This is a genomic window from Burkholderia sp. EMB26, assembly GCF_024730645.1.
Classification (GTDB): domain Bacteria; phylum Pseudomonadota; class Gammaproteobacteria; order Burkholderiales; family Burkholderiaceae; genus Burkholderia; species Burkholderia cenocepacia.
In genome coordinates this window covers 571,284-597,780 of record NZ_CP078072.1, presented here as the reverse complement: position 1 = coordinate 597,780, position 26,497 = coordinate 571,284, and the positions used below count along the sequence as shown (strand labels likewise).

The 26,497-nt window shown below is 65.9% G+C and carries 24 protein-coding genes and 1 pseudogene; 9 read left to right on the top strand and 16 right to left on the bottom strand.

Annotated elements, in window-relative coordinates:
* Positions 1-26: 26 nt before the first annotated feature.
* The 4 genes from KU887_RS33005 to KU887_RS32990 are packed head-to-tail and all read right to left on the bottom strand — an operon-like array spanning position 27 to position 4,019.
* A complete protein-coding gene (locus tag KU887_RS33005; RefSeq protein ID WP_006498305.1) occupies positions 27-818 on the bottom strand; it encodes an endonuclease/exonuclease/phosphatase family protein in 792 nt (263 codons plus the stop codon).
* Positions 809-3,007: a VTT domain-containing protein gene (locus KU887_RS33000; RefSeq protein ID WP_375167912.1), complete on the bottom strand. Its 2,199-nt coding sequence runs from the start codon at positions 3,005-3,007 to the stop codon at positions 809-811. Before KU887_RS33000 ends, KU887_RS33005 begins: the two co-directional genes overlap by 10 nt.
* The gene (locus KU887_RS32995; protein ID WP_012336640.1) at positions 3,004-3,327 is read right to left on the bottom strand and encodes a hypothetical protein; all 324 of its coding nucleotides are present in this window, start codon (positions 3,325-3,327) and stop codon (positions 3,004-3,006) included. The genes KU887_RS33000 and KU887_RS32995 overlap by 4 nt, the downstream gene beginning before the upstream one ends.
* Complete coding sequence (locus KU887_RS32990) at positions 3,324-4,019, bottom strand: MgtC/SapB family protein (protein ID WP_041492325.1); 696 nt, start codon at positions 4,017-4,019, stop codon at positions 3,324-3,326. The genes KU887_RS32995 and KU887_RS32990 overlap by 4 nt, the downstream gene beginning before the upstream one ends.
* Before the next feature lie 177 nt (positions 4,020-4,196).
* Here KU887_RS32990 and KU887_RS32985 point away from each other — a divergent pair, with 177 nt between their 5' ends.
* Complete coding sequence (locus tag KU887_RS32985) at positions 4,197-4,439, top strand: DUF6566 family protein (RefSeq protein WP_023476627.1); 243 nt, start codon at positions 4,197-4,199, stop codon at positions 4,437-4,439.
* A 90-nt stretch (positions 4,440-4,529) separates the two neighbouring features.
* Complete coding sequence (locus KU887_RS32980; RefSeq protein WP_011545529.1) at positions 4,530-5,237, top strand: succinate dehydrogenase/fumarate reductase iron-sulfur subunit; 708 nt, start codon at positions 4,530-4,532, stop codon at positions 5,235-5,237.
* 30 nt (positions 5,238-5,267) lie between these two features.
* Here KU887_RS32980 and KU887_RS32975 read toward each other — a convergent pair whose 3' ends face one another.
* The 7 genes from KU887_RS32975 to KU887_RS32945 all read right to left on the bottom strand — a co-directional run bounded on the left by KU887_RS32975 (position 5,268) and on the right by KU887_RS32945 (position 13,272).
* On the bottom strand, positions 5,268-5,699 hold the full coding sequence (locus KU887_RS32975) for a hypothetical protein (protein WP_058903669.1): 432 nt from the start codon (positions 5,697-5,699) through the stop codon (positions 5,268-5,270).
* On the bottom strand, positions 5,675-6,958 hold the full coding sequence (locus tag KU887_RS32970; RefSeq protein WP_077057037.1) for a DUF6402 family protein: 1,284 nt from the start codon (positions 6,956-6,958) through the stop codon (positions 5,675-5,677). Before KU887_RS32970 ends, KU887_RS32975 begins: the two co-directional genes overlap by 25 nt.
* An 819-nt stretch (positions 6,959-7,777) precedes the next feature.
* Positions 7,778-8,830 carry a Rieske (2Fe-2S) protein gene (locus KU887_RS32965; RefSeq protein ID WP_058903668.1) on the bottom strand — a complete coding sequence of 351 codons (1,053 nt, stop codon included), beginning with the start codon at positions 8,828-8,830 and terminating at the stop codon, positions 7,778-7,780.
* Positions 8,827-9,882, bottom strand: coding sequence for a Rieske 2Fe-2S domain-containing protein (locus KU887_RS32960; protein ID WP_062885674.1), 1,056 nt, complete (start codon positions 9,880-9,882; stop codon positions 8,827-8,829). The genes KU887_RS32965 and KU887_RS32960 overlap by 4 nt, the downstream gene beginning before the upstream one ends.
* A 12-nt stretch (positions 9,883-9,894) precedes the next feature.
* Positions 9,895-10,989 (bottom strand): methyltransferase type 12, encoded by a 1,095-nt coding sequence (locus tag KU887_RS32955; protein ID WP_258258484.1) that lies wholly within the window; start codon positions 10,987-10,989, stop codon positions 9,895-9,897.
* A 13-nt stretch (positions 10,990-11,002) separates the two neighbouring features.
* Complete coding sequence (locus KU887_RS32950; protein WP_258258483.1) at positions 11,003-11,965, bottom strand: cyclopropane-fatty-acyl-phospholipid synthase family protein; 963 nt, start codon at positions 11,963-11,965, stop codon at positions 11,003-11,005.
* 632 nt (positions 11,966-12,597) lie between these two features.
* The gene (locus KU887_RS32945; protein ID WP_011545523.1) at positions 12,598-13,272 is read right to left on the bottom strand and encodes an HAD family hydrolase; all 675 of its coding nucleotides are present in this window, start codon (positions 13,270-13,272) and stop codon (positions 12,598-12,600) included.
* Positions 13,273-13,474: 202 nt separating this feature from the next.
* Between KU887_RS32945 and KU887_RS32940 the strand changes: the two genes are divergently transcribed.
* A complete protein-coding gene (locus tag KU887_RS32940) occupies positions 13,475-14,677 on the top strand; it encodes a sugar transporter (RefSeq protein ID WP_258258482.1) in 1,203 nt (400 codons plus the stop codon).
* A gap of 28 nt (positions 14,678-14,705) precedes the next feature.
* On the opposite strand, the gene KU887_RS32935 is transcribed toward KU887_RS32940, so the two are convergent.
* Complete coding sequence (locus KU887_RS32935; RefSeq protein ID WP_058903664.1) at positions 14,706-15,482, bottom strand: SDR family NAD(P)-dependent oxidoreductase; 777 nt, start codon at positions 15,480-15,482, stop codon at positions 14,706-14,708.
* Between the two features lie 158 nt (positions 15,483-15,640).
* Between KU887_RS32935 and KU887_RS32930 the strand changes: the two genes are divergently transcribed.
* Positions 15,641-16,543 (top strand): LysR family transcriptional regulator, encoded by a 903-nt coding sequence (locus KU887_RS32930; protein WP_258258481.1) that lies wholly within the window; start codon positions 15,641-15,643, stop codon positions 16,541-16,543.
* Positions 16,544-16,771: 228 nt separating this feature from the next.
* On the opposite strand, the gene KU887_RS32925 is transcribed toward KU887_RS32930, so the two are convergent.
* The 4 genes from KU887_RS32925 to KU887_RS32910 all read right to left on the bottom strand — a co-directional run bounded on the left by KU887_RS32925 (position 16,772) and on the right by KU887_RS32910 (position 22,080).
* A complete protein-coding gene (locus KU887_RS32925) occupies positions 16,772-18,052 on the bottom strand; it encodes a helix-turn-helix domain-containing protein (RefSeq protein WP_230205492.1) in 1,281 nt (426 codons plus the stop codon).
* A gap of 57 nt (positions 18,053-18,109) precedes the next feature.
* Positions 18,110-19,237, bottom strand: coding sequence for an NAD(P)-dependent alcohol dehydrogenase (locus KU887_RS32920; RefSeq protein ID WP_034203610.1), 1,128 nt, complete (start codon positions 19,235-19,237; stop codon positions 18,110-18,112).
* Positions 19,238-19,251: 14 nt separating this feature from the next.
* Positions 19,252-20,721 (bottom strand): benzaldehyde dehydrogenase, encoded by a 1,470-nt coding sequence (locus tag KU887_RS32915; RefSeq protein ID WP_077057032.1) that lies wholly within the window; start codon positions 20,719-20,721, stop codon positions 19,252-19,254.
* Between the two features lie 402 nt (positions 20,722-21,123).
* Positions 21,124-22,080: a LysR family transcriptional regulator gene (locus KU887_RS32910; protein ID WP_006498289.1), complete on the bottom strand. Its 957-nt coding sequence runs from the start codon at positions 22,078-22,080 to the stop codon at positions 21,124-21,126.
* Between the two features lie 158 nt (positions 22,081-22,238).
* Between KU887_RS32910 and KU887_RS32905 the strand changes: the two are divergent.
* The 5 genes and pseudogenes from KU887_RS32905 (at position 22,239) to KU887_RS32885 (ending at position 26,481) form a co-directional block, all read left to right on the top strand.
* A pseudogene (locus tag KU887_RS32905) lies at positions 22,239-22,798 on the top strand (flavodoxin family protein).
* A complete protein-coding gene (locus KU887_RS32900; RefSeq protein ID WP_212127014.1) occupies positions 22,795-23,094 on the top strand; it encodes a superoxide dismutase in 300 nt (99 codons plus the stop codon). The pseudogene KU887_RS32905 and the gene KU887_RS32900 overlap by 4 nt, the downstream one beginning before the upstream one ends.
* A gap of 133 nt (positions 23,095-23,227) precedes the next feature.
* Positions 23,228-24,253 carry an aldo/keto reductase gene (locus tag KU887_RS32895; protein ID WP_012493760.1) on the top strand — a complete coding sequence of 342 codons (1,026 nt, stop codon included), beginning with the start codon at positions 23,228-23,230 and terminating at the stop codon, positions 24,251-24,253.
* Positions 24,254-24,796 carry a putative quinol monooxygenase gene (locus KU887_RS32890; RefSeq protein ID WP_226244863.1) on the top strand — a complete coding sequence of 181 codons (543 nt, stop codon included), beginning with the start codon at positions 24,254-24,256 and terminating at the stop codon, positions 24,794-24,796.
* 548 nt (positions 24,797-25,344) lie between these two features.
* Positions 25,345-26,481: a muconate/chloromuconate family cycloisomerase gene (locus KU887_RS32885; protein WP_058903659.1), complete on the top strand. Its 1,137-nt coding sequence runs from the start codon at positions 25,345-25,347 to the stop codon at positions 26,479-26,481.
* Positions 26,482-26,497 lie beyond the last annotated feature (16 nt).

The window sequence follows — 26,497 nt, the reverse complement described above, 5'->3', positions numbered from 1 at the left end:
CTGACTCCGTCGGATCGAAAAACGCGTCACCGCGCAAGCGCCGTGCCCGTCGCGGGCGTCGCGCGCATCCGGGCCACCAGCGGATAGTGGTCCGACGCGTGCCGGGCCCGCGCGCTGCGGTGCACGACCACGTCGACCAGCAGCTCGCCCGGATGGATCCAGATCCGGTCCAGCGAGAACACCGGGCACACGGTCGGGAACGTGCGCGGCGCCGGCGCGCGCCGGAATCGCGTGACGAGCGCCTGCAGCGCGCGGCCGCGCACGAACCACTCATTGATGTCGCCGAGCAGGATCACCGGCATCGCGCCGGTGTCGAACGCCGCGAGCAGCCGCTGCACCTGCGCGCTGCGTTCGCTGGCGGACAGCCCGAGATGGGTCGCGACCACGCGGATCGTGCCCGCGCCGCAGTCGATGTCGGCGTCGAGCGCGCCACGCGGCTCGCGCGGGTGGAACGACAGGTCGAGTGTGCGCGCCGCGCGGATCGGGCAGCGCGACAGCACCGCGTTGCCGTAGCGGCGCTCCGGCGTGTCGATCGTCGGGCCGGCCACCGCGTGCATGCCGGTCGCGTCGCGCAAATGCGCGAGCACGTCGGGCGCGCGCGTGCCGCCGAGGGGCACTTCCTGCAGCGCGATCACGTCCGCGTCCAGTTCGTCGATCACGGCCGCGATCCGGTCGACCGCGCGCGCCGGCCACGCACCGTAGCCGCCGTGGATGTTGTAGGTCGCGATCCGCAGGTCGCGCCCGCCCGGCGCGGCGGCGGGCGCCGCGTCGGCGGTGACGACGTGCGGTGGCGGGGCCGCGTGTTCGCTCAGCGCCATCGTCGCAGCATCCTCACGAGCAGGATCGACACGCCGACCAGCACGAGGCCGATCGCCGCGAGCCATGCGAACGCGCCGGGCCCCGGATGGCTGAGCGCGGCGGTCAGCTGGTGCGCGAACGTGACGGTCAGCACGATGCCCGGCAGCATCCCGAGCGCGGTGCCGATCAGGAAGTCGCGCAGCCCGATGTGCGACGCGCCGGCGACGAGGTTCACGACGGTGAATGGCGCGATCGGCAGCAGCCGCAGCACGGCCATCGCGACCACGCCGCGCCGGCCGATGCGCTCGCTCAGCCGGTTCGCGCGCGGGCCGGCGAGCCGGCGCACCGCGTCGCGCCCGAGCCAGCGGCCGAGCGCGTAGGTCGCGGCGGCTGCTGCCATCGAGCCGATGCCCGCATACGCGAAACCCGGCCACGCGCCGAACACGAGCCCCGTCGCGGCGATCAGCAGCGTGATCGGCACCGCGCAGGTCGCCGCGATCACGTAGGCCGCGAGCAGGAGCACCGGCGCGGCCGGCAGCCGCGCGATGCCGGCCACCGCGTGCGACAGCGATGCGACGTTCAGGTGCGCACCCAGCGGCGTGAAACGCCACGCGAGCGCCAGCGCGGCGATCGCGAGCACGATCGCACCGAGCACGAAAAAGCGCGCGGTGAGCGTGCGATGCTGTTCGTGCGGCACGAATTCGCGGATGAACCGGTCCGGTTCGATCGGCTGTTCCGGGTCGAGCCGCGCGCTGACCGGCACCAGCGCTTCGAATTGCGGCGACACGGCCGGATCGAGCGTGCGCAGCGTGCGGCCGGGTTTCGCGCGCAGCCGGTCGAGCACGACGTTCGGCCGTTCCCCGCACGCGAACGCGTCGGCCACCGCCGCGGGCGTCGTACCGAGATGCTCGGCCAGCAGCCGCTCGCGCATGGCGGCGATCGCGGCGCGAATGCGGGGATCGCCGGCCGCGACGAGCGCGATGCAGCATTCGGTGTCGAGCAGCATCGAGCGGTTGTTCAGGTTCGCGCTGCCGATCACGATGCATTCGTCGTCGACGATCGCGACCTTGCTGTGCACGTTCACGCACCCGTCGCCGAGCCCGTCGACGTGCGGATACAGCAGCCGGTAGCGGTCGAAGCGGTCGGCCGACGCGAGCGTCGCGTGCAGCCGCGCGCGCAGCACGCCCATCGTCGCTTCCTGCAGCCAGCCGCTCTGCACGCGCGGCGCGACGACCGTCACGTCCGGCCCGTGCGTGTCGGCGAGGCGCGCGGACAACGCTTCGCGCACCACCGCGGCGGTGAAATACTGGTTTTCGACATACAGGTGCCGCTGCGCGGCGCGGATCGTGTCCTCGACCAGCGCGCGCACCTGCCGCACCGGTTCACGCCCGCCGTGGCGCGGCGCCGTATAGGCGATGCCGAGCTGCACGTCGTGCACGTCGACGCGTGCCTCGCGCGGCCACGGATCGTCGTCGTCGGGCCGCTCGAGATGCCGCTGCGCGCGGATCGCGATCGGGCGCCCGCACGCCTGTAGCCAGCGGGCCCGCGCCTGATCGCCGATCGCGGCGGCCGCGTCGCCGTCGAACATCGCGTGCACGTCGTGGAACGGCCCGTACGGCATGCCTTGCTCGTCGCGGCGGCGCGGATCGTCGGCTGCGTGCGCGGGCGTGTCCCAGCGGGCGCGTGTCAGGTCGAGTCCGCCGACGAACGCGAGCCGGTCGTCGATCACGACCAGCTTCTGGTGATGCGACGCGCCGCGCGGATGCGCATCGTCGAGCCGGAACCGGATGCCGCGATGCGCGCGCCAGCCGGCCCGATATACGGGGGGCCAATCGCGCTCCAGCGCGTAGATCATCGCGAAATCCCACGCGAGTACGTAGATGCGCAGGTTGTGACGAGCAGACGCGAGCGCATGCAGGAACGCAGCGAGCGTGTCGGGTAAGGTGTCGTCGGCGCCGCCCGGCGTGAGCCGCATCCGGCTGTCGACGTCCCAGCCAACGATGAACACCGTATGGCGCGCACGCAGCAGCGCGGCGCGCAGTATCGAGAAATACGCGTCGCCGTCGACCAGCATTGCGAAGCGGTCCGCGTGGCGGATCGTGTCGCAGTTGCGCCCCCGTTCGAGCAGGCCGTGCCGCGACGGGCCGTCCGCCGGCGCGGCGTCGACGCGCCGGTCGTCGGCGCGGGTCATGCGATCCGGCGCGATCATCGGGCCCCGACGTCGCGGTTGCCGTCGATCCGCTGCAGCAGCGCATCGCAGCGTGCCCGAAGCCCCTGCAACTCCGGCGAATGTGCGTCGAGCCGCGCATGCTCGCCGTGCGCGACCGCGATGTCGTAGATCTCCTGCGCGATCGTCGCCGACGCGTGCGCGATCCTGATCCGGTCGAGCCAGTCGCATTCGGCGCGCTGGCACGCGAGCCACGCGCGCAGCGCGCCCACCAGCTGGCTGGTCGTGAGCCAGGCGCCGCTGCGCATGCGCGCGGCGAGCTGGCTCGTCACGAGATAGGAGAGCAGGTCGGTCTGGGTCACACGAAACTCCTTGACGAGGTGTCGGGTTGACAGGTCCGTACGCACGCGATGTTTTGCAGCGTCTCGCAGATCGCCGCAAATTCCGGCCCGCTCGTGCGCGAGAACGAGACGGAGATGTCGTCGGTGTCCGGGTCGTCGTCCGATTGCTGGACGATGAACCGTTTCACGCGCACCCGGCCGGGGCCGAGCGCTTCGTGCAGCGTGCCGAGCGTGAGGCCGCCGCGCTCGGCCACGAGCAGCAGCGTGCGCTGCTGGCGCTGCGCGATGAAGCGACGCTCGAGCGGCTTCACGCCCGCGAGGATCGCGAGCACGATCGCCGTCGCGCCGACCGACGCAACCACCATGCCGCCGCCCGCGGCGAGCCCGACGCCGGCCACCGCCCACAGGCTCGCGGCCGTCGTCAGCCCGCGCACCACTTCGCCGCGCAGCAGGATCGAGCCCGCGCCGAGAAAGCCGATGCCGGACACCACTTGCGCGGCGACCCGCGACGGGTCGAGCACGACGCCGTTCTGCCCGCGCACGTCCTCGAAGCCGAACGTCGATACCAGCATCACGAGCGCGGAACCGACGCACACGAGCATGTGCGTGCGCAGCCCGGCGGCCCAGTTCAGGCGTTCGCGTTCGAGCCCGATCACGCTGCCGAGCAGCGCGGCCAGCAGCAGGCGTCCGAGTAATTCGAGGTGGCCGATCATGATGTGCATCCCTTCCGGCCCTCAGCGAGGCGGGCCCGGTAGCGGTTCGATGCGGAAAAGGGACGCAAGCAGCGTGCCGGCCGGGCACGGCGCGTGCGCGCAAGGCCGGCGGCGCGCCTGACGAGCATGCGGCGCGCATTTTTTGCATCGCTATCGCAGATAAGACAGGAGGCCACCGTGGCACATCAACAGGACGCACAGGTTCGGGACCCGTATCGCGGCCACGAGATTTTCGTGTGGGCGCGACCCAACGAGCGCGGCGCATGGCGCGACGAGGTGCAGGTGTACGTCAACGGCGCGCGCATCGAGCTGGTGGTGCCGGAAGCCGCCGGCCCGGAATGGCTGACCGAGGTCGAGGCGCTGAGGGCGGGCCTCGAGCGCGGCCGCTATCTGATCGACAAGCGCGTGGACGACGACTGACCGGCATCGCGCTTGCGGCGCCGTGTGCCGCGACAGCGCACCACGGCAAGTACCTTGTGAACCCATGCCGGCCCGCGCCGGGAGGAACCGATGAGCGATCCGCGTACCCTGCATATCTACCGCTACGACCCCGACCGCGACGCGGCGCCTTACATGCAGCGCTACGAGATCGACGTGAATCCGGACGACCGCATGCTGCTCGACGTGCTGGGCCGCGTGAAATGCGACGACGAGACGCTGTCGTATCGGCGCTCCTGCCGTGAAGGCATCTGCGGCTCGGACGCGATGAACATCAACGGCAAGAACGGCCTCGCATGCCTGACGAACATGCAGACGCTGCCGCGCGAGATCGTGCTGCGGCCGTTGCCGGGGCTGCCGGTGGTGCGCGACCTGATCGTCGACATGACCGATTTCTTCAACCAGTACCACTCGATCCGGCCATACCTGATCAACGACACGACGCCGCCCGCGCGCGAACGGCTGCAATCGCCGGAGGAGCGCGACCAGCTCGACGGGCTGTACGAATGCATCCTGTGCGCGTGCTGTTCGACGTCGTGTCCGAGCTACTGGTGGAACCCGGACAAGTTCGTCGGTCCGGCCGGGCTGCTGCAGGCGTACCGCTTCATCGCCGATTCGCGCGATCTCGCGACGGCCGAGCGGCTCGACGATCTCGAGGACCCGTACCGGCTGTTCCGCTGCCGGACGATCATGAACTGCACGGACGTGTGCCCGAAGGGGCTGAATCCGACCAAGGCGATTTCGGAGATCCGGACGATGCTGGTCAGGCGGACGGTGTGACGCGCGATGTCTGGATGCTTGCTCATGGACTTATGAAAATAACGCGATTAGCCGTTGCAGGAGCGGTATTCGCGCCGTCCACGCGTCCAGTCTGGAAGGCGGCATGGGGATGAAGCGCAAGGGCGACGACTTCGATTGGTCGTAGTAGAAAATAGTGTCGTCGCCGTACTCCAGTTCCCGAGGGGTTGCATCATTAATCGTGCGCACCGCGAAATACCTCTCCGCCAGCACATCCCCGGCCGGCCCTGTCACCCGGAGCCGAATTTCGTCGCCGTCGCCAAAAGAGCGGCGTGCGCCGCACAGTTCGATTTTATATTTCTCGCCACCGAACTCTTTCGTTCCACCGTTGAGAGCCTGAGTATAGCTTTCGCACCCGCCATATGATTTCAGAAACATGAGGGACGGAATCGCCAAAGCCAAGACGACCGCGATCGCGATTAAATTTTTTCTGGTGACCTGCATATTTCGCCCAGGCTCAATTTGATGGGATTTTTCAATTTGAGGTATCGAAGTCGAGAATATATCACGAAATCCTCTCCGCGATTATGCTTGAGTCTCCAGTCGTTGTAGGTTTTGTTGAAAACAGGATAGTGCACATCGCATGCCCTGAATTTCTTGAACAGACCTTTTCGTGTGTCAATTGGTTTATCCAGAAAATCATCGAGCAGATACTTCCATTTAATACTCGATTCAACCTCAAGGGCGTCGCCGAGGTTGGAATTGACGCCGCTTCGATATAGAAGCTCCCTGAGTCTCCCTCCGTTCGTGATGATCATTCCGTTTTTATTCCAGTGCCCCAAATACTGGCTGCTCGATGGCGGCTTTCCGTCATTGAAAGAATAGCTATCTTTTATGTACGCGTAGATATGTGTTATGGATGCGGTCAAGTCCGTGCAGTAGGATTTGGTCTTTTCATGGTTGTCGTATTTGTAATATCTGTCTCCGGAAAACTCCGCACGCCCAATGGCGGCATAGATGTTGAAGTTGGCCAGAGCAGCAGTCAAATCTGTAGGCGCATACGGGAGCCCCCCCGTCGTGTCGAAGCTGGATATATTAATGAGTTGAAATTGCCACTTCCTGCAAAACTCGACGAGATTGCCTTTGTCGCCGACCGTCTGAAAATCGAAAGCTACCGAAGATGCGAATTTTTCTTTCACCGCACGCCGTAGCAGATCTCTCAACCTTGCTCTGGCGCTTTCGTTGTAGATATTTTTCGAGATGAGCTCGTCATATCGCTCTTTGACCTTCCCGAACCTGAGGGCCCAATCGAGCGTGACGGTGGTGTTGTCAAACGGCTGGTCAGTTTTGAAGCTGTTGTCCCAAACGTGTTTGGGGCCGCTGAACCATCGTCGGGCGAGTTTGGCCGCAACAGGCCATTTCATTCGTTCCATCGCCTCAGGAACATCCAGCAGGTCAAAGGGAGGGGGATTCTCGCAATCTTCCGCGTCGGCTGGCTCGGATGACTTGCGAGGTGGCGCTTGCTTGGGTGGAGGAGCCTTCGCCGGCTCGGGCGCTTTGATCGTCTCAGGCTTTGCTGGGTTGGGCTCCGGAGGCTTGAAGGGCTTGGGTTCGCCCGGAGCAAGCTTGTCCATGCAAACGCCGTGCGGTGTATTCAGAGGAACACATCCGTTGACGCCAGCGTATTCCTTCCACTTCGGCATTGAAAAGGGAATCGATGATGTCTTGATTTCATAATACGGTAATTTTTTGATGTCCGGCATAGGGATTTCGATAGTAATTTTTGAAATGAACAGGTGAGTTAATCGATATCCAGGAAAATTGAATGGCAACAATGAAAAAAACTGTTACGTCAGCCTGCGTACTCGATGGTCGTAAAGACATGAACTGGGCCACTGTCAGGGGCAACCCGAGCCAATTGGCATGTCCCGCTCTATACGATGTCGACATCAGCTACGACGGCTGCTCATTCCTGTGCCTCAGCGCTTCCGCCGTCAACCATGGCTTTTCGAGTCCTGCTTTAACGTGCAGATAGGTGCAGGTGGCTCGTGCCGTCGTGTTGATTACTCCTATTCGCGCGTCGAACCCGATCTAGTGTACCGGGATGCAGAAGTGCTGAGGTGCGACCACGGATGTCCGAGGAAAATGGTTTTATAATCGATCGGGGGATTAAATGGTCGCACCTGTTCGATAATTAATAATTAAGTTCCTCGCATGCCATAAAATCGCTCGCCCACGTATATTCACGCGGGAGAATTATTCGTTGGCACTTGAATAACGGGAAAACGTATAGGCGTTAGTCGCAGCGGGCGTCGATTCCGGCGTCGTACGCGTCATGCTCCTTGCGCGGGCCGCGAAGCTCGATGTCGATTTAGTGGATGGCGATGGGCCGGATAGCAATCTGCCGTTGCCGATCTCTGTGACGGCAACGGTCGATGCCAATTTGTGCGGATATGGCGAATCATTACTGACGTCTGCACGGCGGTGGCGCTATCTGAAGGTGCGCGAAATGCCGGATGCGGCGGAGCAGAGCAGAGCGCTGGCGCGTTCCAGTGCGTCGTTGCCGGCGCCACCGGCTCCCGCTATTTCCCGGCAAACGCGTCCGCCTGCGCGGTGCGATGCCGTGCCGCAACGCGATCGCCGGCCGGATAGAACTGCCGCGCCCATCGCTGGAATACCGGATACGGCCCGTCGCCTGCGACCGGGGTACCGTAGCCGGTGTAGTCGCGATGGCTCCACACCATGATGTCTTCCTTGAACACCGGCACCAGCCACAGCCGGTGCAGCAACCGGCCGAGCGCGGCGTAGACGATCCGCTGCAACGGAGCCGGCCACCTCGACAGCCACGAAAAGCGGAACGAGATACCGTCCCGGAAGGTCCAGCGCAACGGCGCGACCTGCACGCCGCACGCGAAGATCTTCGCTTCGAGGCCGATCGCCTTCATTTCATGGTCGGACGACACGCAGCCGAGGCCGTGAACGCCGATCACCGTGCGCCATCTGATGTGCTTCCACGCCATGTCCACCTGCATCGAAATGCGCGGGCCGTCGATCACGGGCGTATGCGGTTTCATGTCCTTCCAGCGGTGCAGCGCGCCGAAATGTTCGAGATCGAAGCCGTTTTCCGGCAGGTTCTGCATCACGCCGCGTAGCGTGAATGCCTGGCCGACCGGTGCCGAGAAGCCGGTCATGTCCACTTCCGGCAGTTCCCAGGTCGGCGCCAGGCCGTCGGCGTTCTGCCATACGAACACGAAGCCGTTCCACTCGCGCACATGCCAGGTGCGAAGCGTCAGCCGTTGGCCGCCTTTCGTGCAGCCGGCGGCGATACGCCGGCCGTCGGGGCCGTACGCGTAGTGATGGAACGGACAGACGATCTGCTCGCCGTCGACCGTGCCGCCGTGGCCGAGATGCGCGCCCTGGTGCGGGCAATACGCGTCGACCGCGCAGGCGACGCCCGAGGCCGTCCGGTACAGCACGACGTCGCGTCCCATGAACGGCGTCGCGAGCACGGCCCCGCGCTTCAGCTCGCGGCTGAAACACAGCGCGAACCACCCGTCCGGATAGGGCAGCGGCGCGGTTTCGTCGACGGGGCCGGCTGCATGCATCGCGCGCTCCTGCATCGGCATGGCACTCATCGCGCGAATTCCCGATCGGCATGTGCGACGGCCGCCGACACGGGGCCGTCTCGCCCGTCGGGTGCGTCGCCGCCGGGCGCCGGGTAGAACTGCGCGGCCCAGCGCCGGAACGTCATGATCGGCAGCTCGCCGGCCATCAGCGTCGGGCGTGCGTCGTAGTCGCGGTGATCCCAGATGCGCAGGTCGCGCTTGAATTGCGGCACGAACCACAGCCGGTATGCGGCGCTCGCGAGGACCTCGTGCAGGGCCCGGCGCAGCGGCGACGGCCACGCCGACGCACGTTCGACGCGCAGCGCGACGAATTCGCGGCAGGTCCAGCGGTCGGGTTCGATCTGCGTCGGGAACAGCACGACCCGTGCGTGCAGCCCGAGGTCCGGCAGTTCCATGCGCGCGGCCATGCAGCCCAGGCCGTGCATCGTGATGTCCAGCAGCAGCCGTTGCCCGAGCAGCACGAGCGTCGAGCGCATCGTCAGCCGGTGGCCCTCGGCTTGCAGCGGCTCCAGCACCGGATTCGACCAGCCGTGCACCGGGCTGAAATGATTGACGTCGACGCCGTTCTCGGCCGGATTCTGCAGGCTGCCGTTCAGCGTGTGGCACTGGCCGCGCGGCCGCGAATAGCCGTCGAGGTCGAGTTCGGGCAGCGACCACGACGGCGCTGCGCCCGCACGGTCCTGCCATGCGAGCACCAGGCCGTTCCATTCGCATACGGGGCGCTGCCGCAGCGTGGCGGCGGGCGGCTTGCCGTCGCGCCCGGCGCGCACGCAGGTGCCGTCCGCGGCGAACGCGAGGTGATGGAACGGGCATACGATCTCCTCGCCGCGCACGACGCCGCCGTGCCCGAGATGCGCGCCGAGGTGCGGACAATGCGGCGCGACCGCGCGAATCAGGCCGGATGCCGTTCGATACAGCACGACGTCCGCGCCCATGAAGCGCGTCACGACGAGCGCGCCGGGTTTGACGTCGCGGCTGTAGGCCAGCGCGAACCAGCCGTCCGGATAGCGATGTCGCGAAGCGGCGGCGAGTTCTGGCACAAGAGGGGTCGGTGCGTGCATGTGCGTCTCCAGTCACCGGGGCCGAGCATGCCGGTCCGCCGCCGCGATTTCCTCGAGCGTCGGCAGCGCCGTCATCGCGACTGCGCCGCCGGCGAAGCGCCCGCCGCCGAGATCGTCGCCGTGGTAGCGGGTGCTGAATGCATGAAACTCCGCATTGCCGGCACTCATGTAACACAGCTCCGTCACGTAGGCCTGCGCGTCGGCGTCGCCGGCCAGCGCGCCCGTCGCGACCGCTTCACGCGCGTCGATCAGACGGTGTTCGTTCGACATGCAGAGTACCGCCAGCCGGTCGAGCGCCGCCTGTGCGTTCAGTTGCTCGACGCGCATCAGGATCCACACGGCATTGAATCGCTCGTGCGCGGACCATTCCTTGCGAAACGAAAACAGGTCGTTGACGAGGATCACCGAGTCGATCGTCGCATCGCGCGCATCGGCGAGTGCCGCGTGTTGCGCGAGGCGCTGCCGCATGTCGATGTCGAGCGCGTATTCGGTGAGCAGCGTGATCCAGTGGCCGAAGCCCTCGACCCGGCGAAACGCCAGATAGTCGGCCAACGACAGGCGCGTTGCGTCGGTTGCCGTCGGGCTGGCCTGCGTATGGATCTGCTCGCGGATGCATTCGACGAACCGCCGCCAGAAGGCCGGGCGCGCCTCGCTCCGGGTGCGCATCAACTGCAGCGTGTCGTGCAGCAGCCGCGCGGAAGGTGCGTCGGCCGGCGGCGGCGTGCCGTCGACGGCCGCCAGGAAATGCTCGCGCAACGTGTCGAGCCCCGCCTGATCGCCGGTGCGTGCGAGATGCGTGAAGGCGTCGTCCATCAGCGTCGTGACGTGCATCATGCGGTGGAGCGCGTACACGCGATCGGGCCGCGCATTCGGGTAGCACAGGCTGCCATACGCGGGAATGCGCTGCGCGAGAAAACGGCGCGCCGCGGCGTCGCTGCGATAGTGCTGCACGATGTACGGGTAGTCGTCGATCGCGAGCTGCCGCTCGATTGCTTCATGCTGCGGGTGCCGTGCGACGGGCAGCGACAGATGCGGCAGCGGCAGCACCAGCATTTGCGTCTCGCTGGGCGGGGCGCTCGTGGCGCGTGGCGTTCCGGATGCTTGCATGCGGCTCTCCAAGTTACGCGTCCGGTTTGACCGCGACGATGCTGTAGGTCGACACCTTGTTCTTGATCAGCGCGACGGACCAGTTTTCGGCGAGCACGCGCAGTTCTTCCAGCGTGTCCGGCGCACGGTGCGGAAAATGGCGGTCGATGTTGGCCCTGGCATCCATCAGCCAGCGCGCGACGTCGATGTTCGACGGCAGCACGCGCATGTCGCGGATCGCGAACCCGGCGTCGATCAGCACCTGCCTGAAATAATCGGGCGTCTTCCTGTGCTTGCACGCGATCCGGTCGACCTCGTCCGGCGTGTCGGATGCGTATTCGCTCAGGTCGACGTTGTACAGATTGTCCGAGATCACCACCGAGCCGCCGCCGCGCACACGCGCATGCAGCGCGCGCATCGCCTTTTCGTACAGCGCGTTCGGGAAGTGCGAGATCACGCCGCGAATGATCACGAGATCGTACGGCGTCGCGGGATCGGGCAGTCGATCGACGTCCTGAGCGTTGCACTGATACAGGTTGATGCGTTCCGCGAGCCCGTGTTGCGCATGAAAGCGGGCGCAGTAGTCGAGCTGTTCGCGACTGACGTTGATACCGTCGAGGCGCATGCAGCCGGGGAAGCGGCCGGCCAGATACTTGAGGATGTAGCCCCAGCCGCAGCCGATGTCGAGAATGCGTTCGGCCCGGGCGGGAACGGGGTCGTCGAAGCCGGCGAGATGAAGCTGGCGTTCGAAGTAGCGAATGCCCGATTCATCGAGCGAGATCGGCGGCGTGGAGCGCGGATCGTCGTACACACCGAACTGGAACAACAGGTACTCGCCGATCGCCTTGCGCCAGTCGTCCGGGCTGCCGGCGTAGGTCGTCTGCACTTTCCGCTCGTAATCGCTCACCGTCTCGCCATGCAGTACCCGGATCGGCAGGGCGGGTTCCAGGTGCGGCGCGCGCAGTTCGGCGATCGCCTGTTCGCTGATCTGATTCATCGAAATCCTCGCGTCGTCCATTTCCGTCAAACCGGACAAAACAATGCCCGCCGATCGAGCGGCGGCGCACGTCTTTACGAAACGCCGGCACAAAAATACCCCGGCCGATACCTGTGATCGTGCAATCGAATAAATCGAGGTAATGCTTCGGTCGAAACGTTATGAACGTGAAAGATCCGTGCGCATTTATAGAATCCCCGGATAAATGGCGGAAAGGGCGCTACGACGCCACATTGCGACACAGACCCCATATCGTGCCTGGGACGTCTGGCGACGCGGGCTGGCGCTGGCTGGCCGGTTCGGCTCCGTACGCAACGCGTATTTTCACGATTCTGGCACTGCGATCGTGAACCGGAAGCGAAGTGTTTTTGTTATATGAAAGGCGATTCGATTTTTCAAGAATCTTCCCGTGTGTTTTAAAAACACAGGAAAACAGGTGCGAATAAAAATATTAAAATCGGGCTTGTCAATGGCGGTGGGGATTGTTTCGATTCGATGAATCGAAAAAAGCCGCGACGCGAACGATCGCGCGCGCGGCTATCCGGCCGGACGAGCTCGTGCGGCCGCATGACGTCAAGCTCGACTGAAACGCTCGCTCACGGAGGAACGGACCGGGCGCGGCGTACTGGCGCCTACGGCCGCGCAGCCACCTCGTCGAGGTGCCACAGCAGATCCGCCGGATCGTCGTACACGCGCAGCGCGCCGGCCCGTTCCAGCTCATCGCTGCCGTACCCGCCCGCCAGCAGCCCGACGCCGAGCGCGCGGCAGCGGGCGGCGGCGAGCATGTCCCAGATGCTGTCGCCGACCACCACCGTATGCTCGATCGGCACGTTCAGCTTCGCGGCCGCGGTCAGGAACAGGTCCGGGTCCGGCTTCGCGTATTTCACCTGATCGCGCGTGACGACGACGTTCTTCGCCGGATCGACGCCGAGCGCCTCCAGATTGATCGCCGCCGTTTCCATCCGCCCGCTGGTCGCGATCGCCCAGCGAATGCCGGCATTCGACAGCGCGGCCAGCAGTTCGCGCGCACCCGGCAGCGGCCGGACCTGCGCGCGCAGCCGCTGGTACGCGGCCGCATGCAGCCGTGCGAGCCGCTCGACGCGCTCGGCGTCGATGTCGCCGGCCGTTTCGCGCAGCAGCTGGTTCAGGAACAGGCCGCCGCTCATCCCGATCTTGCGATGGATGCGCCACACCGACAGTTCGATGCCTTCGGCATCGAGCGCTTCCTTCCACGCGAGTACGTGCTGATAGACGCTGTCGACGAGCGTGCCGTCGAGATCGAACAGAAATGACGTTTCAATGCGCATGTAACTCTCCTGGCCCGATGATCGTCGGGCAAATCGTCGGCAAAACCCAATGCGTCACATTATCGGCGCACGGCCGTGTCACCGCCATGTCCCGCGCCGCACGCACCGCGCCCGGCGGCGGCGGGTCGAACACCGCTGGTACAATCGCGCCGATGCGCCGGGCGGGCCGCCCGCGCACGCCCAACCTTCGTCGAATCCCCGTATGGCAACCCCCGACGCCGTCAGTTCCGAACAATCGTGGTGGGGCGTTCTGGCCCTGGCGCTCACCGCCTTCATCTTCAATACCACCGAATTCGTGCCCGTCGCGCTGTTGAGCGCGATCGGCGACAGCCTGCAGATGCAGCCGACCGCCGTCGGCCTGATGCTGACGATCTACGCGTGGGCCGTCGCGGTCGTGTCGCTGCCGCTGACGTTCGTCACGCGCCACGTCGAGCGCCGCAAGCTGTTGAGCGTGGCGCTGCTGGTGTTCATCGGCAGCCATGTCGTGACCGGCGTCGCGTGGAATTTCGCGGTGCTGATGATCGGCCGGCTCGGCATCGCGTGTGCGCATGCGGTGTTCTGGTCGATTTCGATCCCGCTCGCGGTGCGGCTCGCGCCGAGCGACCGCAAAAGCCGTGCACTCAGCCTGATCGCGATGGGCTCGGCGATCGCGATGGTCGCCGGGATTCCGCTCGGACGCGTGATCGGCGAGGCGTTCGGCTGGCGCGTCACGTTCCTGATCATCGCGGGCACGGCGGGCGTCGCGCTGCTGTTGCTGCGTGCCACGCTGCCGTCGCTGCCGAGCCAGGGCGCGGGCTCGCTGAGCAGCATCGGCGTGTTCCTGCGCAAGCCGGCGCTGGTCGCGCTGTACGCGATCACCGTGCTCGTCGTGTCCGCGCACTTCACGTCGTACACGTACATCGAACCGTTCGTGCAGAGCGTCAACCACGCGAGCAGCAGCCGGATCACCTACGTGCTGATCCTGTTCGGCGTCGCCGGCCTGCCGGCCGCGGTCTGCTTCAATCGCGTCTATCCGCACCGGCCCGACGATTTCCTGCTGGCGTCGATCGTCGCGCTGTCGGGCTGCCTGCTGATCCTGTTCCCGTGCGCGCTGAACATCGTCACGCTGTCCGTGCACACGCTGGTGTGGGGCGGCGCGATCGTCTGTTTCGGGCTCGCGATGCAGGCGTGGGTGCTGAAGCTGGCGCCGGAGGCGACCGACCTGGCCGTGTCGATCTACTCCGGGCTGTACAACGTCGGGATCGGCGCCGGCGCGCTGCTCGGCAACCATATCGCGGGCGACTTCGGGCTGCCGTGGATCGGTACCTTCGGCGGCGTGGTCGCGATCTTCGCGGCCGGGGTCGCGTGGGCCGCGTTGCGGCTGCACGCGAAACGGGAAGCGGCGCTCGCGGCCCCCACGCCGTGAAGCCGCTGCCCGGCACGCCGCCGGTGCATCACGCGACCGAATAGCCGCCGTCGGCCACCAGCGCGTGCCCCGACACATAGCTGGCATCGTCCGACGCGAGGAACGCGACGACCGTCGCCATCTCGTCGGCGGATGCCCAGCGGCCGGCCGGCGTCGATTCGGCAAAGGCGAGCCGTGCTTCCTCCGACGCCCAGATGCCGCGGTGATGGAACGGCGTATCGATCAGCCCCGGGCACAGCGCGTTGACGCGCACGCCGCGTTTGAACCATTCGATCGAAGCCGTCTTCGTCATCCCGATCACCGCGTGCTTGCTCGCGATATACACCGACGCGTTCTCGAAGCCGATGACGCCGCCCATCGACGCATTGTTGATGATGCTGCCCTTGCCCTGACGCAGCATGATCTCAGCCGCGAACTTCATCGAATTGAACACGCCGCGCACGTTCGGCTCGAACACCCGGTCGTAGCTTTGCGCGTCCTGCTCGAGCATCGGCGCGAACACGCCTTCCGTGCCCGCATTGTTGAACGCGACGTCGAGCCGTCCGTGGGTCGACAGTGTGAAATCGAATAGCTTGCGGAGCTCGGCTTCGTTCGCGACATCCGCGGCAAAGGCCGTTGCGTTGCCGCCGGCGGTCGCGATCTCGTCGACCAGTCGATCGAGTTCGGCCTTGCGTCGGGCGCTGACGACGACCTTCGCGCCGCGGCGCGCGAGTTCGATCGCCGACGCGCGGCCGATGCCGGAACTGGCGCCCGTCACGAGGGCGATGCGACCGTCGAGCGGGGCAGAGTGCGTGCTTGCGTTCATGATGCGTTTCTCCGTGAGGGGTGATCCGTTGCGTCGAAGCGACGTCCGATGCGCATTGTGGTCGTTCGACGTCGACAAAAAAATGGAACAATGGCGCATTCAGAATTCCTTTTTGGGGAATTAAAATCGCTTTTTCGCGAGCATCATAAAGGCTTCCCATGCTCAACCGCCTCGACATCCTGAAGATCTTTTCCGCGGCCGCCGCGGCGCCGACGTTTCGCGAGGCGGCCGCGCGGCTCGGCGTGTCGCCGCAGGTCGTCACGCGCGCGGTGCGCGAACTGGAGGAGATGCTCGGCGAAACGCTGTTTCACCGGACGACCCGCAGCATCCGGATCACCGCGTTCGGCCAGTCGTTCGCGCGCGAGGTGCAGGGCGCGCTGGCCGTGGTCGACGGGCTGTTCGGGCCCGCGACCGGCCAGCGCGACGAGCCGGTCGGCGTCGTCCGGATCACCGCGCCGTCGGGCATGGGGCGGCATTACGTGCAGCCGATCCTCACCGGCCTCATGCAGCGATATCCGGGGCTCGTGCCCGATCTGCGGCTGTCCGACGTGCCGTCGCCGGTGGTCGACGAGCAGATCGACATCGGCGTGCGCGTCGGCGCGATCGGCGACAACCGCTTCGTCGCGCGCATGGTCGGGCCGCTGCCGATGTGGGTGGTGGCCGCGCCGTCGCTGATCCGGCGGCTGGGCGAGCCGAAAAACCGCAAGGCACTCGAAGCGATGCCGGTGACGTGCCTGATCGATCGTGCAAGCGGGCGGCCGTGGCCGTGGATGTTTCGCGGCGAGCAGCAGTTCGTGCCGTCGTCGCCGGCTTACCTGACCGACGACACCGAGGTGGAGATCGAGGCCGTGTGCGCGGGCGTCGGGGTCGGCCAGTGCGCGGAGTATCTGGTGCGGCCGTACGTCAGGAAGGGGCGCCTCGTGCGGGTGTTGCCGAGCCTCGAACCCGAGCCGTGGAAGCTGCACGTCTATCGGCCGCGGCGCGGCCCGATGCCCAGGCGTATCCGGGTGGTGTACGACGAACTGGTGGCGAAGCTCGCGGACGCGACGTGGCGGGAGTAGGCGTGGTCGCCGCCGTGCCGTCGGCCGACACGCTGCGGCAGCGTCCTGGTGCCGACGCACCCGCATTCGATGATCGCAGTCGGCGAGTTCGGGCGACCGTGGATCGGCTCCTTCGGCGGCGTGGTCGGTGCGTTGTCGGCCGGGCTCGCGCGGCCAGCTTTGCAGTTGCATGAGCGGCGGGCGTGGCTTGGCGCCATCGCCAGCCACACGGCCCGCTATCGCGAACCGTCAATGCGACCCGTCGTACCCGATTCCCGCCGCATCGAGCTGCCTGAGCTTCGCATACAGTGTCGTGCGGGAAATGCCGAGCTGCCGCGCGGCCGCCGACACGTTGCCGTCGTGCTCGGCGAGCGTCCGCCGGATCGCGTCGAGCGACTGTTCGTGCAGGCTCGCCTGAGGGCCCGCGGCCGATGCGGTGCGGCACACGTCGGCGGCGTCTTCCAGCACGTCGGCGTGGCGCGCCGTCGTCGCCCGGTCGAGCGGTGCACGCACGGTGCGCACCCATACATGGCTACCATCGTCGCGTGCGATCCGCTGCGGCGTGCGCGCCGGTGTCAGCAAGCGGCGCTGCTGCGCGGGCGTCGCGCCGGGAAACAGTTGCCGAAGATCGTACGGGGCCACCGGGCCGGCCGGCGCGAGGTCGAGCATCTGGCGCGCCAGGCGGCTCACCGCGCGCACGCGGCCCGCTTCGTCGAGCGCGATGACGCCGGCGAGCGGCGTGCCGAGCCAGCGCGCGTCATGCTGGACCTGCAGCAGATGGCAGTCACGCAACATCGCGTAGAGCCGCTGCTCGGCGGACAGCGCCGCGTGCCGGAACTGTTCGCGCAACTGCACGACGTTGCGCCGGCCGACGCCGGTGATGTCGAGCGCGCCGATCACTTCACCGTCGAATCCCACCAGCGGCACCGCGAGGCAGAACACCCGCGACAACTCGTGGAGATAATGCTGCGCGCCCGCGACGATGGCCTCGGCGCCGTCGTGGATCACGCAGCTCGGCGCGGTCGTGCCGACGTTCGGCTCGACGATCCGGCGTCCGGCGACGATCGGTGTCAGCAGCGCGTCGTCGCATTGCGGGCTGCGCCGCGCATGGACGATCGTGCCGTGCGGATTGACGCACATGATCGTCCATTCGGTGCCGCCGAATGCGGCCCACAGCGGCTCGATCTCCTGCGCGACGCAGCGGGCGAGCCGCCGGTCCGCGCGCGATTCGTCGCGCTCGCGCTGCATTTCATAGCGGGCGGTTTGCCAGGGCCGCAGCCCGGCGTCGCGCGAGCGCAGCCACGAGCGTGCGACGCTGGCCGGCAACGCCGTTTCCGGCAGCGGCTCGCCCGCGGCGAAGCGGGCGCGGAGCCGGTCGAGGTCGACCGGCCGTGCAGGGGATTCAGGGGCCATGTTCACGCTGCGCTCCATGTGAGGTCGAATGGTCGGGCCGGGCGTGCCGGCCCGGCGTGTCGCGCGAATGCGTAATATAGCCCGCTGCCCGAAGCCGGGCATTTTCGTGCCCGGCAAGGTCGCCCGCCGCGTGGCGCCGCCCGGCATCGGCGGACGGCCCGCGGCGCCCCGCGCCTAGTGCGGCAACCGCAGGATCGGCTTGAGCGTGATGCCTTTGCTGCTGTCCTCGGCGGCCTGGTTGATCTGCTCGAGCGAATAGAACTTCACCAACCGGTCGAACGGAAACCGGCCCTGCAGGTGCAGTTGGACGAGCTGCGGAATGAACGTCTGCGGCACGCTGTCGCCTTCGACGATGCCGCGGATCGTGTGGCCGCCGAGCAGCAGGCTGTTCACGTCGAATTCGGCCCTGGTGCCGAGCTTCGGCGCGCCGACCACGCCCATCGTCCCGCGCGAGCCCAGCGCGTCGATTCCTTGCGACAGCACGGCCGGCAGCCCGGTCGATTCGAGCGCGTAGTCGACGCCGCCGCCGGTGATCTCGCGGATCGCGTCGACGACGTCGACTTCCCGGCTGTTGAGCGCGTGCGTCGCGCCGAGTTCGAGCGCCAGCGCGAGCCGCGACGGCACGATGTCGACGGCGATGATCGTGGTGGCGCCCGCGATGCGCGCGGCCATCACGGCGCTCATGCCGACCGCGCCCGCGCCGAAGCTCGCGAAGCTGCTGCCGGTGCGCACCGCGAGCGAATTGATCACCGCGCCCGCGCCGGTCTGGATCCCGCAGCCGAGCGGGCCGAGCAGCTCGAGCGGCGCTTCCTTCGGCACCTTGATCGCGTTGTTCTCGCGGGCGAGCGCGTAGCTCGCGAACGACGACTGCGCGAAGAAATGATCGTGCAGCGGTTGGCCGGATGCGTCACGAAGCGCGGTTTGCCCGTCGGCGTCGGCGCCGCCGAAGTTCAGCGCGAAGAACTGCCGGCAATACGCGCCGTGACCGCCGACGCACGACGTGCAGTGACCGCACGCGCCGTAGGTCAGCACGACGTGGTCGCCCGCGGCGAGCGTCTTCACGTTCGGGCCGACCGCCTCGACCACGCCGGCGCCTTCGTGACCGAGCACGGCCGGCAGCGGCACCGGATAGTACTGGTCGCGCACGATCAGGTCGGTATGGCACAAGCCGGTCGCGACGACGCGCACCAGCACCTCGTCGCCGCGCGGCGCGCGGATCCGGGCGGATTCGATCGAGAACGGCGCGCCGGCGGCGCGCGCGACGGCCGCGGTGACGGCGCGTGTATCGTTGTCGGTGTACATGGTCGGTCTCCTCGTCAAATCGGATACGGCGGCGCTTCGCCCTTGATCGTCAGCCACTGCCACTGCGTGAATTCCTCCCAGTTTGCCGCACCGCCGATGCTCGAGCCATTGCCCGATGCGCCGACGCCGCCGAACGGGTTGATCACTTCGTCGTTGACCGTCTGGTCGTTGATGTGCAGCAGCCCCGTGTTCAAGCGCTCGCCGATCCGCAGCGCGCGGCCGACGTCGGCGGACAGGATCGCCATCGACAGCCCGTATTCGGTCCGGTTCGCGAGCGCGATCGCGTCCTCGTCGGTATCGAACGGCACGACGATCGCGACCGGCCCGAAGATTTCCTCGTCGAACGCCGGATTGCCCGGCGCGACGCCGCTCAGCACGGTCGGCTCGAAGAACAGGTCGCGATGATTGCCGCCCGTCTCGACGCGTGCGCCCGCGCGGCGGGCCGCGTCGACCACGCTCGCCGCATGGTCGCGTTGCGCGGCGTTGATCAGCGGGCCGAGGCCGACGTCGCCGGTGGCCGGGTCGCCGACGCGCAGGCTGCGCGCCTTGTCGACGAGCTTCGCGACGAAGCGGTCGTGAATCGCGCGCTGCACGAGCACGCGGCCGGTCGCCATGCAGATCTGGCCTTGATGCAGATACGCGCCCCATGCGGTGTTGGCGACCGCGCGGTCGAGGTCGGCATCGTCGAGCACGATCAGCGAATTCTTGCCGCCGAGTTCGAGCGACACCTTCTTCAGATGGCGGCCCGCCGCTTCGCCGACCTTGCGCCCGGCCGCGGTGGAGCCGGTGAACTGGATCATCGCGACGTGTGGATCGGCGACCAGTGCCGCGCCGGCCGCGCCGTCCCCGGGCAGCATGTGCAGCACGCCTTCGGGCAAGCCGGCAAGCTCGAACACGCGCGCGATCGCGACGCCACCGCACACGGCGGTGCGCGGATCGGGCTTCAGCACGACCGCGTTGCCGAGTGCGAGCGCCGGCGCGACCGCGCGCATCGCGAGGTACAGCGGGAAGTTGAACGGCGAGATCACGCCGACCACGCCGCGCGGACGGCGGCGCGCGAGCGACAGGCGGCCGGCCGCGGACGGGAGCACTTCGCCGGCTGCGCGTGATGGCAGGCTGGCGGCTTCGTGCAGTGCCTTGATGGTGATGGCGGTTTCGAAGGAAGCTTTTGCGCGGGTCGAGCCGCTTTCGCGCACGAGCCAGTCGACGATCGCGTCGGCGTGCGTTTCGGCGATGGCTGCGGCGCGGCGCAGGACGGCTGCGCGCTCGTCGTAGGGGAGGGCGAACCACGCGGGCTGGGCGCGGTGGGCGGTCGCTGATGCTTCGCCGATGGCTGCGGCGTCGGCGACGCCGATGCGGCCGAGCGCGTTGCCGGTCGCCGGTTCGATTACGTCGGCCGCGTGCGGGCTCGCGTGCCAGCTTCCGTTGAAGATCTTGCCGCGCCAGATGTCGGTGTCGAACAGTGCGGGGGTGTTGCTATCCATTTGCGCTCCTGGGGAAATTCGGATCGGCCGGATCGGCGTTGGTTGGCGCCGATCGGCATGCGCGCGAGGGTAGGCGGGGGCGGGGAAGCGGGGGTATCCGGGTTTCTTCCCATGTGGGGGAGGCGCGTGGATTGGGGGCCGTTTGTGATTCGGTGTGCGGAAATTGGACAGTTGGGGGGGCGGTTTTTTGCGGCATGCGATCTGATGACGCGACAAGACCTGCGCTCACGCTTCTTCCGAGTGGCAGTTACCGACCCAGAGTCGCCTTTCACCGCATCGGACGTGCAACGTCGGTTTGTCGATCTTCGGCGGTCGCTCGATGAATACTTCCGGTCGTCGCGATGCTGCACACGCAATTTCCACGCGGAACCACACGTTTGGTAATACAACGATGGCTGACTGCTACACGCTATAGCTATCCAAGGCATCCGTAGGCACATGCAATTTGCTATCCGCCGTTAGCGCTTCCAGCAGATGTTTGACGGTAACTTGCACTCGTGGCGCGACAAGCGCCCGGTGTGGATACTGCATCACCATCTCATAGCTTCCGGGATGGTGAAACCTGTGGAGAATGACCTTCAGCGCACCGGAACGCAACCGATCCCACGCAAGATGCACCCCGACCTCCGCGATGCCAACGCTATCGCACGCCGCCTGCACCAGCGATTCCGGTGCGGATAGTGTCAGCATTGCCTTGCCGGAGGGGTCGATCGTCGTGATGCTTTTGTCGTCGCCCGTGAAGTTCCACGGCGCGACCTGGCCGCTCAGGAATCGCCGTGCAATGAGCCGGTGCGCGTGCAACGCATCCGGCGTTTCGGGCACGCCATGGTTCGCCAGATAGTCGGGAGACGCTACCAGTACTGTATTCAAGCGACAAATGGGGCGAGTCACGAGCGCGGAATCCGGGATGTTGCCGCCTCTTACCGCAATGTCGTAGCCGTCCCGGACAATATCGATGACCCGATCGTCGAAATCGACCTCGACCGACAGCGCCGGGTAGCGAGCGAGCAGCGCGGGCAGCGCCGGAAGCACGTGGTTATGCCCGAAGGCGGCACTCGTCGAAATCCGCACGCGCCCGGCCGGCACGGCCCGCTGGGCGGAAACCGTATCGATCGCGGCATCCAGTGTTTCAAGTGCGATGCGCGCGTGGCGCAAAAACGCCTCGCCTTCCTCTGTGAGTTTGAGTGTGCGGGTCGTCCGGTTCATCAGCCGCACACCCAATGCTTTTTCGAGGCCCGCCACGTTCTTGCTCACGGCAGCCGACGTGACGCCCAATTGTCGGGCCGCTGCCGCAAAACTTCCCGCATCCACGGCCTGGACGAGAGAAACGATGGCTCGAACACGCTGCGAAGAATCCACATTTCCTCCATGACTGACATCGCGCCGACCTGTCGTCGCGCCGCCGGATTCTAAACTTTCAGTTGAGGGTGGTTCAACCCTGTCAGAACTTCTCGTAATGAGTGACGCTGGTGACAATGGCGGACATCGCCCCTCCGTCCGAAGCTTGCGAGTTTTCAATGCTCATCACGATCCTCTATGACAGTGGCTATGGCCACACCGCGAAACAGGCCCAAGCCGTTGCAGACGGCGTTCGTCGCGTGCCGGGTGCCGAAGCGCAGTTGATCGCCGTTGCAGATGGCGATACGCCCTGGGAAAAACTCGCCGCGAGCGACGCGATCATCTTCGGTTCGCCGACCTACAACGGCACCGTCAGCGCGAGGCTCAAAAAGGTGATGGAGGACTCGACGCGGCCCGCGTGGATTCCCCAGTCGTGGCGGAACAAGATTGCCGCAGGCTTCACGAATTCGGGCGCCAGCACGGCGACAAGCTGAATTCCCTCGTCACGATGGCGCTGTTTGCCGCCCAGCACGGGATGATCTGGGTCGGACTCGATATCTTCCCGGGCAAGTCGCCGCAGGAGAAGAATCGTGTCGGCGGATGGCTGGGCGCGATGGCGCAATCGGATGATGCATCACCGGACATCACCCCCATCGAGAGCGATATCGATACCGCTGCGTATCTGGGCGAGCGCGTCGCTCACGTGACCAGCCAGTTCATGTCAGGAGCCGCACGATGAAATTGCTTTGTCTCGACGTCCCGCTGCCGGGGGCCAGCCCGGACACCTATCAGCCCCATCTTCTCGAAGAAGTGCGCCATGCGTGGCATCTGTATAAAACGGGCTTCGTGCGCGAAATCTCGTTCCGTCAGGACCGCCCGGGCGTCGCCATCATTGCCGAAAGCGATTCGGTCGATGCCGCGAGACAGGCGCTCGCCGAGTTTCCGCTGGCCAAGGTCGGCCTGATCGACTGGGAGATCATTCCGCTCGGCCCGTTCGTCGGCTGGGAGTCGCTGTTCGCGTCGCGCGACGCTTGACTGCTGCGGCAGCGTCTATCGCGGTGTCGGTCCGTGGTTGTCGTGTAGCGCTGACGCGGGATAAATCGTCAACCACGGGCCTGCCGCAGTCTGCTTATAGGCGTTGTGTGACCGTAGACCTTTGAAGGTGAACATGGAATATGTCAATCTGGGCCGAACGGGCCTGAAAGTATCTCGTCTTTGCCTGGGATGCATGAGCTATGGGGAGCCTGCCCGCCTGCCCCAGCCTTGGTCCCTCGATGAAGCAGCCTCCCGCCCGTTTTTTCGGCAAGCGCTCGAGGCGGGCATCAACTTCTTCGACACTGCCAATATCTATTCGGGCGGAAGCTCCGAGGAGATCACGGGCCGAGCGCTCAACGACATGGCGCGGCGCGAAGAGGTCGTCGTCGCCACCAAGGCGTTCTTTCCGTGGCGCAATTCACCCAATACCGGGTTTCTCTCGCGGAAAGCGCTGCTTCAGTCGATCGACGACAGTCTGACCCGCCTCGGCATGGATTACGTCGACCTCTACCAGATCCACCGTTTCGACCACGGCACGCCTGTGGAGGAAACGATGGAGGCGCTGCACGACATAGTGAAGTCAGGCAAAGCCCGCTACATCGGTGCATCGTCGATGGAGGCATGGCGCTTCGCGAAAATGCAGCACGTCGCGGAACGCAACGGCTGGACACGCTTCATCTCCATGCAACCGCAGTACAACCTGCTCTATCGGGAGGAGGAACGCGAAATGTTGCCTCTTTGCGCCGACCAGGGCGTCGGGGTCATTCCATGGAGCCCGATGGCGCGCGGCAGGCTGACGCGCGACTGGAGCGAAACCACGCGCCGCACGCAGAACGATGCCTTTGCGCTGCAAATGTATCGGAACGCTGAAATCCAGGACCAGAAGGTGGTTGACGTCGTCGCGCGTATCGCCGAGGCGCACCATGTGCCGCGCGCGCACGTCGCACTGGCGTGGCTGTTGACGAAGCCGGCGATCACCGCGCCGATCATCGGGGCAACGAAGCCCGAGCATCTGGCAACCGCCATCGGCGCGCTCGACTTCTCGCTGACGCAGGACGAAATCGCCGCGCTCGAAGCGCCGTATGTCCCCCATCCGGTGGATGGCATCGTGCCACCGCTTCCGGAACATCCGCCGACGATTTCAATGCCGCGGAACTGAATGTCGCGAGCGGCGGTACGTTCAATGGCGGCAGCTTGCGAACTCGCCGCCGCGGTCGAACGTACCGCCGCTGGACGAACATCGAATGCGAAAATAGATATGAAGGGGCCGTTCATCGAGTGCCGACGTCTTATCCTCTTCGCGCTCGTTGTGATGTGTGCGGTACTGCCGTTGGGGCAGCACGGTAACGTCCATGCGCAGGAGCCGAAAATGTTAGTCCGTATCTCCGAAATCGAGATATTCAATCAGCATCTCGAAGCATATCGGCGCATCTTGAACGAGGAGGCTGAGGCGTCGATGCGCGTCGAGCCGGGGGTAGTGTGCATTTTCCCGATGGCTCAAAAGGATAGCCCGACGCACATCAAGATCGTGGAAATTTATGCGAGCCACGATGCGTACGACGCACATATCCAGTCGCCACATTTCAAGAAGTACAAGCGTTCGACGCTGGACATGGTGAAGTCCCTGCGACTGGTTGACATGGATGGGCTGGATGCTGAAGCAATGCCGCTCATCTTCAGGAAATTGAGGGGTCGGTCGTAACAAACACCGGCCAGATGGGAAGAATGGATCGCCATGAAAGCGTGCGTGTCCGTTGTCGGAACTCGACCTGCCTACCGGATGTCTGGTTGCTGTTGTTGGTCCACGACCGGTTTTGGCCGATAGTGGCCGTCAGCGTCTGTTGGACGACGCGTATCGACAACAACGTCAATCTCCGTCGACCCGCCTCCTTTCGATCGTTCGCAGAGGCCGCTCCTGAAGGCCGGACGTCCAGCTCCACCGTTTTTCCCCTCAGGAAAACCCTGATCCGACTCCGTAGGGCACCGGTTTTCAGCCGATTTTCCCACTGCCGCAAGCAGCCTCGATAGGCTCCCGCCCAACCGCTCCCCACCCCCGCGCAACCCCGTTCCATCAACCCTCCGAGCCCGCCTACCTAACCAAAACAGGTATGGCGCACCGCAATATTTCGCGCCCACGGCCCGATTTCAATACCCAGCAGGTATCAAAAATCCCGTCCAAAAGTATTGGACGCCCCATTTCCCCGCCGCGTATAAATCCGTTCCATGAACAGCCCCCACGCAGCGCGCCCCATGTCCTCCGCCACCATCGAACGCATCGAAACCCGTCTCGTCGACCTGCCGACGATCCGCCCGCACAAGCTGTCGGTGGCCACGATGCACGGCCAGACGCTGATGCTCGTGAAGGTGTTCTGCAGCGATGGCGTGACCGGTATCGGCGAAGGCACGACGATCGCCGGCATGGCCTACGGCCCGGAAAGCCCGGAAGCGATGAAGCTCGCGATCGACGCGTATCTCGCACCGGCGATCGTCGGCCGTGACGCCACGCGTGTCCAGACGCTGATGGCGTTCGTCGGCAAGCTCGCGAAGGTCAACCACTTCGCGAAAAGCGCGCTCGAAACCGCGCTGCTCGACGCGCACGGCAAGCGGCTCGGCGTGCCGGTCAGCGAACTGCTCGGCGGCCGTCGCCGCGATCGCCTGCCGGTTGCATGGACGCTCGCGTCGGGCGACACGGCCACCGACATCGCCGAAGCCGAGCGCATGCTCGACGCGCGCCGCCACAACGTATTCAAGCTGAAGATCGGCGCGAAGGCGCCGGAAACGGATATCCGGCACGTGGCCGAGATCAAGAAGGCGCTTGGCGATCGCGCGTCGGTGCGCGTCGACGTGAACATGGCGTGGAGCGAAACGCAGGCCGCGCGCGCGATTCCGGCGCTCGCCGATGCGGGCTGCGAACTGGTCGAGCAGCCGGTCGCATCGGCCGCGGCGCTGGCGCGCCTGATGCGCCGCTTCCCGGTCGCGCTGATGGCCGATGAAATCCTGCAGGGCCCCGACAGCGCATTCGACATCGCGAAGCAGCACGGCGCGGACGTGTTCGCGATCAAGATCGAACAGAGCGGCGGCCTCTTCGCCGCGCAGCGCGTGGCCGCGATCGCGGATGCGGCCGGCATCGAGCTGTACGGCGGCACGATGCTCGAAGGCGCGTTCAGCACGGTGGCATCCGCGCACCTGTTCGCGAGTATCGCGAACCTGCAGTGGGGCACCGAACTGTTCGGGCCGCTGCTGATCACCGAAGAAATCCTGACGCAGCCGCTGGATTACAGCGACTTCGAACTGACCGTGCCGGACGGCCCCGGTCTCGGCATCGCGCTCGACGAGGACAAGGTCAGGCGCTTCACCCGCGACGGGCTGACGAAAGTCGCGCGGTAAGTCGAGTCAGGCAACG

Coding starts and splice junctions, on each gene's coding strand:
- KU887_RS32930 (WP_258258481.1), top strand. CDS start 15,641: ATGCTCAACCGCCTCGACATCCTGAAGATCTTTTCCGCGGCCGCCGCG.
- KU887_RS32950 (WP_258258483.1), bottom strand. CDS start 11,965: ATGAATCAGATCAGCGAACAGGCGATCGCCGAACTGCGCGCGCCGCAC.
- KU887_RS32945 (WP_011545523.1), bottom strand. CDS start 13,272: ATGCGCATTGAAACGTCATTTCTGTTCGATCTCGACGGCACGCTCGTC.
- KU887_RS32980 (WP_011545529.1), top strand. CDS start 4,530: ATGAGCGATCCGCGTACCCTGCATATCTACCGCTACGACCCCGACCGC.
- KU887_RS32890 (WP_226244863.1), top strand. CDS start 24,254: ATGTCGCGAGCGGCGGTACGTTCAATGGCGGCAGCTTGCGAACTCGCC.
- KU887_RS32915 (WP_077057032.1), bottom strand. CDS start 20,721: ATGGATAGCAACACCCCCGCACTGTTCGACACCGACATCTGGCGCGGC.
- KU887_RS32970 (WP_077057037.1), bottom strand. CDS start 6,958: ATGCCGGACATCAAAAAATTACCGTATTATGAAATCAAGACATCATCG.
- KU887_RS32990 (WP_041492325.1), bottom strand. CDS start 4,019: ATGATCGGCCACCTCGAATTACTCGGACGCCTGCTGCTGGCCGCGCTG.
- KU887_RS32885 (WP_058903659.1), top strand. CDS start 25,345: ATGTCCTCCGCCACCATCGAACGCATCGAAACCCGTCTCGTCGACCTG.
- KU887_RS32955 (WP_258258484.1), bottom strand. CDS start 10,989: ATGCAAGCATCCGGAACGCCACGCGCCACGAGCGCCCCGCCCAGCGAG.
- KU887_RS32935 (WP_058903664.1), bottom strand. CDS start 15,482: ATGAACGCAAGCACGCACTCTGCCCCGCTCGACGGTCGCATCGCCCTC.
- KU887_RS32965 (WP_058903668.1), bottom strand. CDS start 8,830: ATGAGTGCCATGCCGATGCAGGAGCGCGCGATGCATGCAGCCGGCCCC.
- KU887_RS33005 (WP_006498305.1), bottom strand. CDS start 818: ATGGCGCTGAGCGAACACGCGGCCCCGCCACCGCACGTCGTCACCGCC.
- KU887_RS32975 (WP_058903669.1), bottom strand. CDS start 5,699: ATGCAGGTCACCAGAAAAAATTTAATCGCGATCGCGGTCGTCTTGGCT.
- KU887_RS32895 (WP_012493760.1), top strand. CDS start 23,228: ATGGAATATGTCAATCTGGGCCGAACGGGCCTGAAAGTATCTCGTCTT.
- KU887_RS32940 (WP_258258482.1), top strand. CDS start 13,475: ATGGCAACCCCCGACGCCGTCAGTTCCGAACAATCGTGGTGGGGCGTT.
- KU887_RS32900 (WP_212127014.1), top strand. CDS start 22,795: ATGAAATTGCTTTGTCTCGACGTCCCGCTGCCGGGGGCCAGCCCGGAC.
- KU887_RS32960 (WP_062885674.1), bottom strand. CDS start 9,882: ATGCACGCACCGACCCCTCTTGTGCCAGAACTCGCCGCCGCTTCGCGA.
- KU887_RS33000 (WP_375167912.1), bottom strand. CDS start 3,007: ATGATCGCGCCGGATCGCATGACCCGCGCCGACGACCGGCGCGTCGAC.
- KU887_RS32920 (WP_034203610.1), bottom strand. CDS start 19,237: ATGTACACCGACAACGATACACGCGCCGTCACCGCGGCCGTCGCGCGC.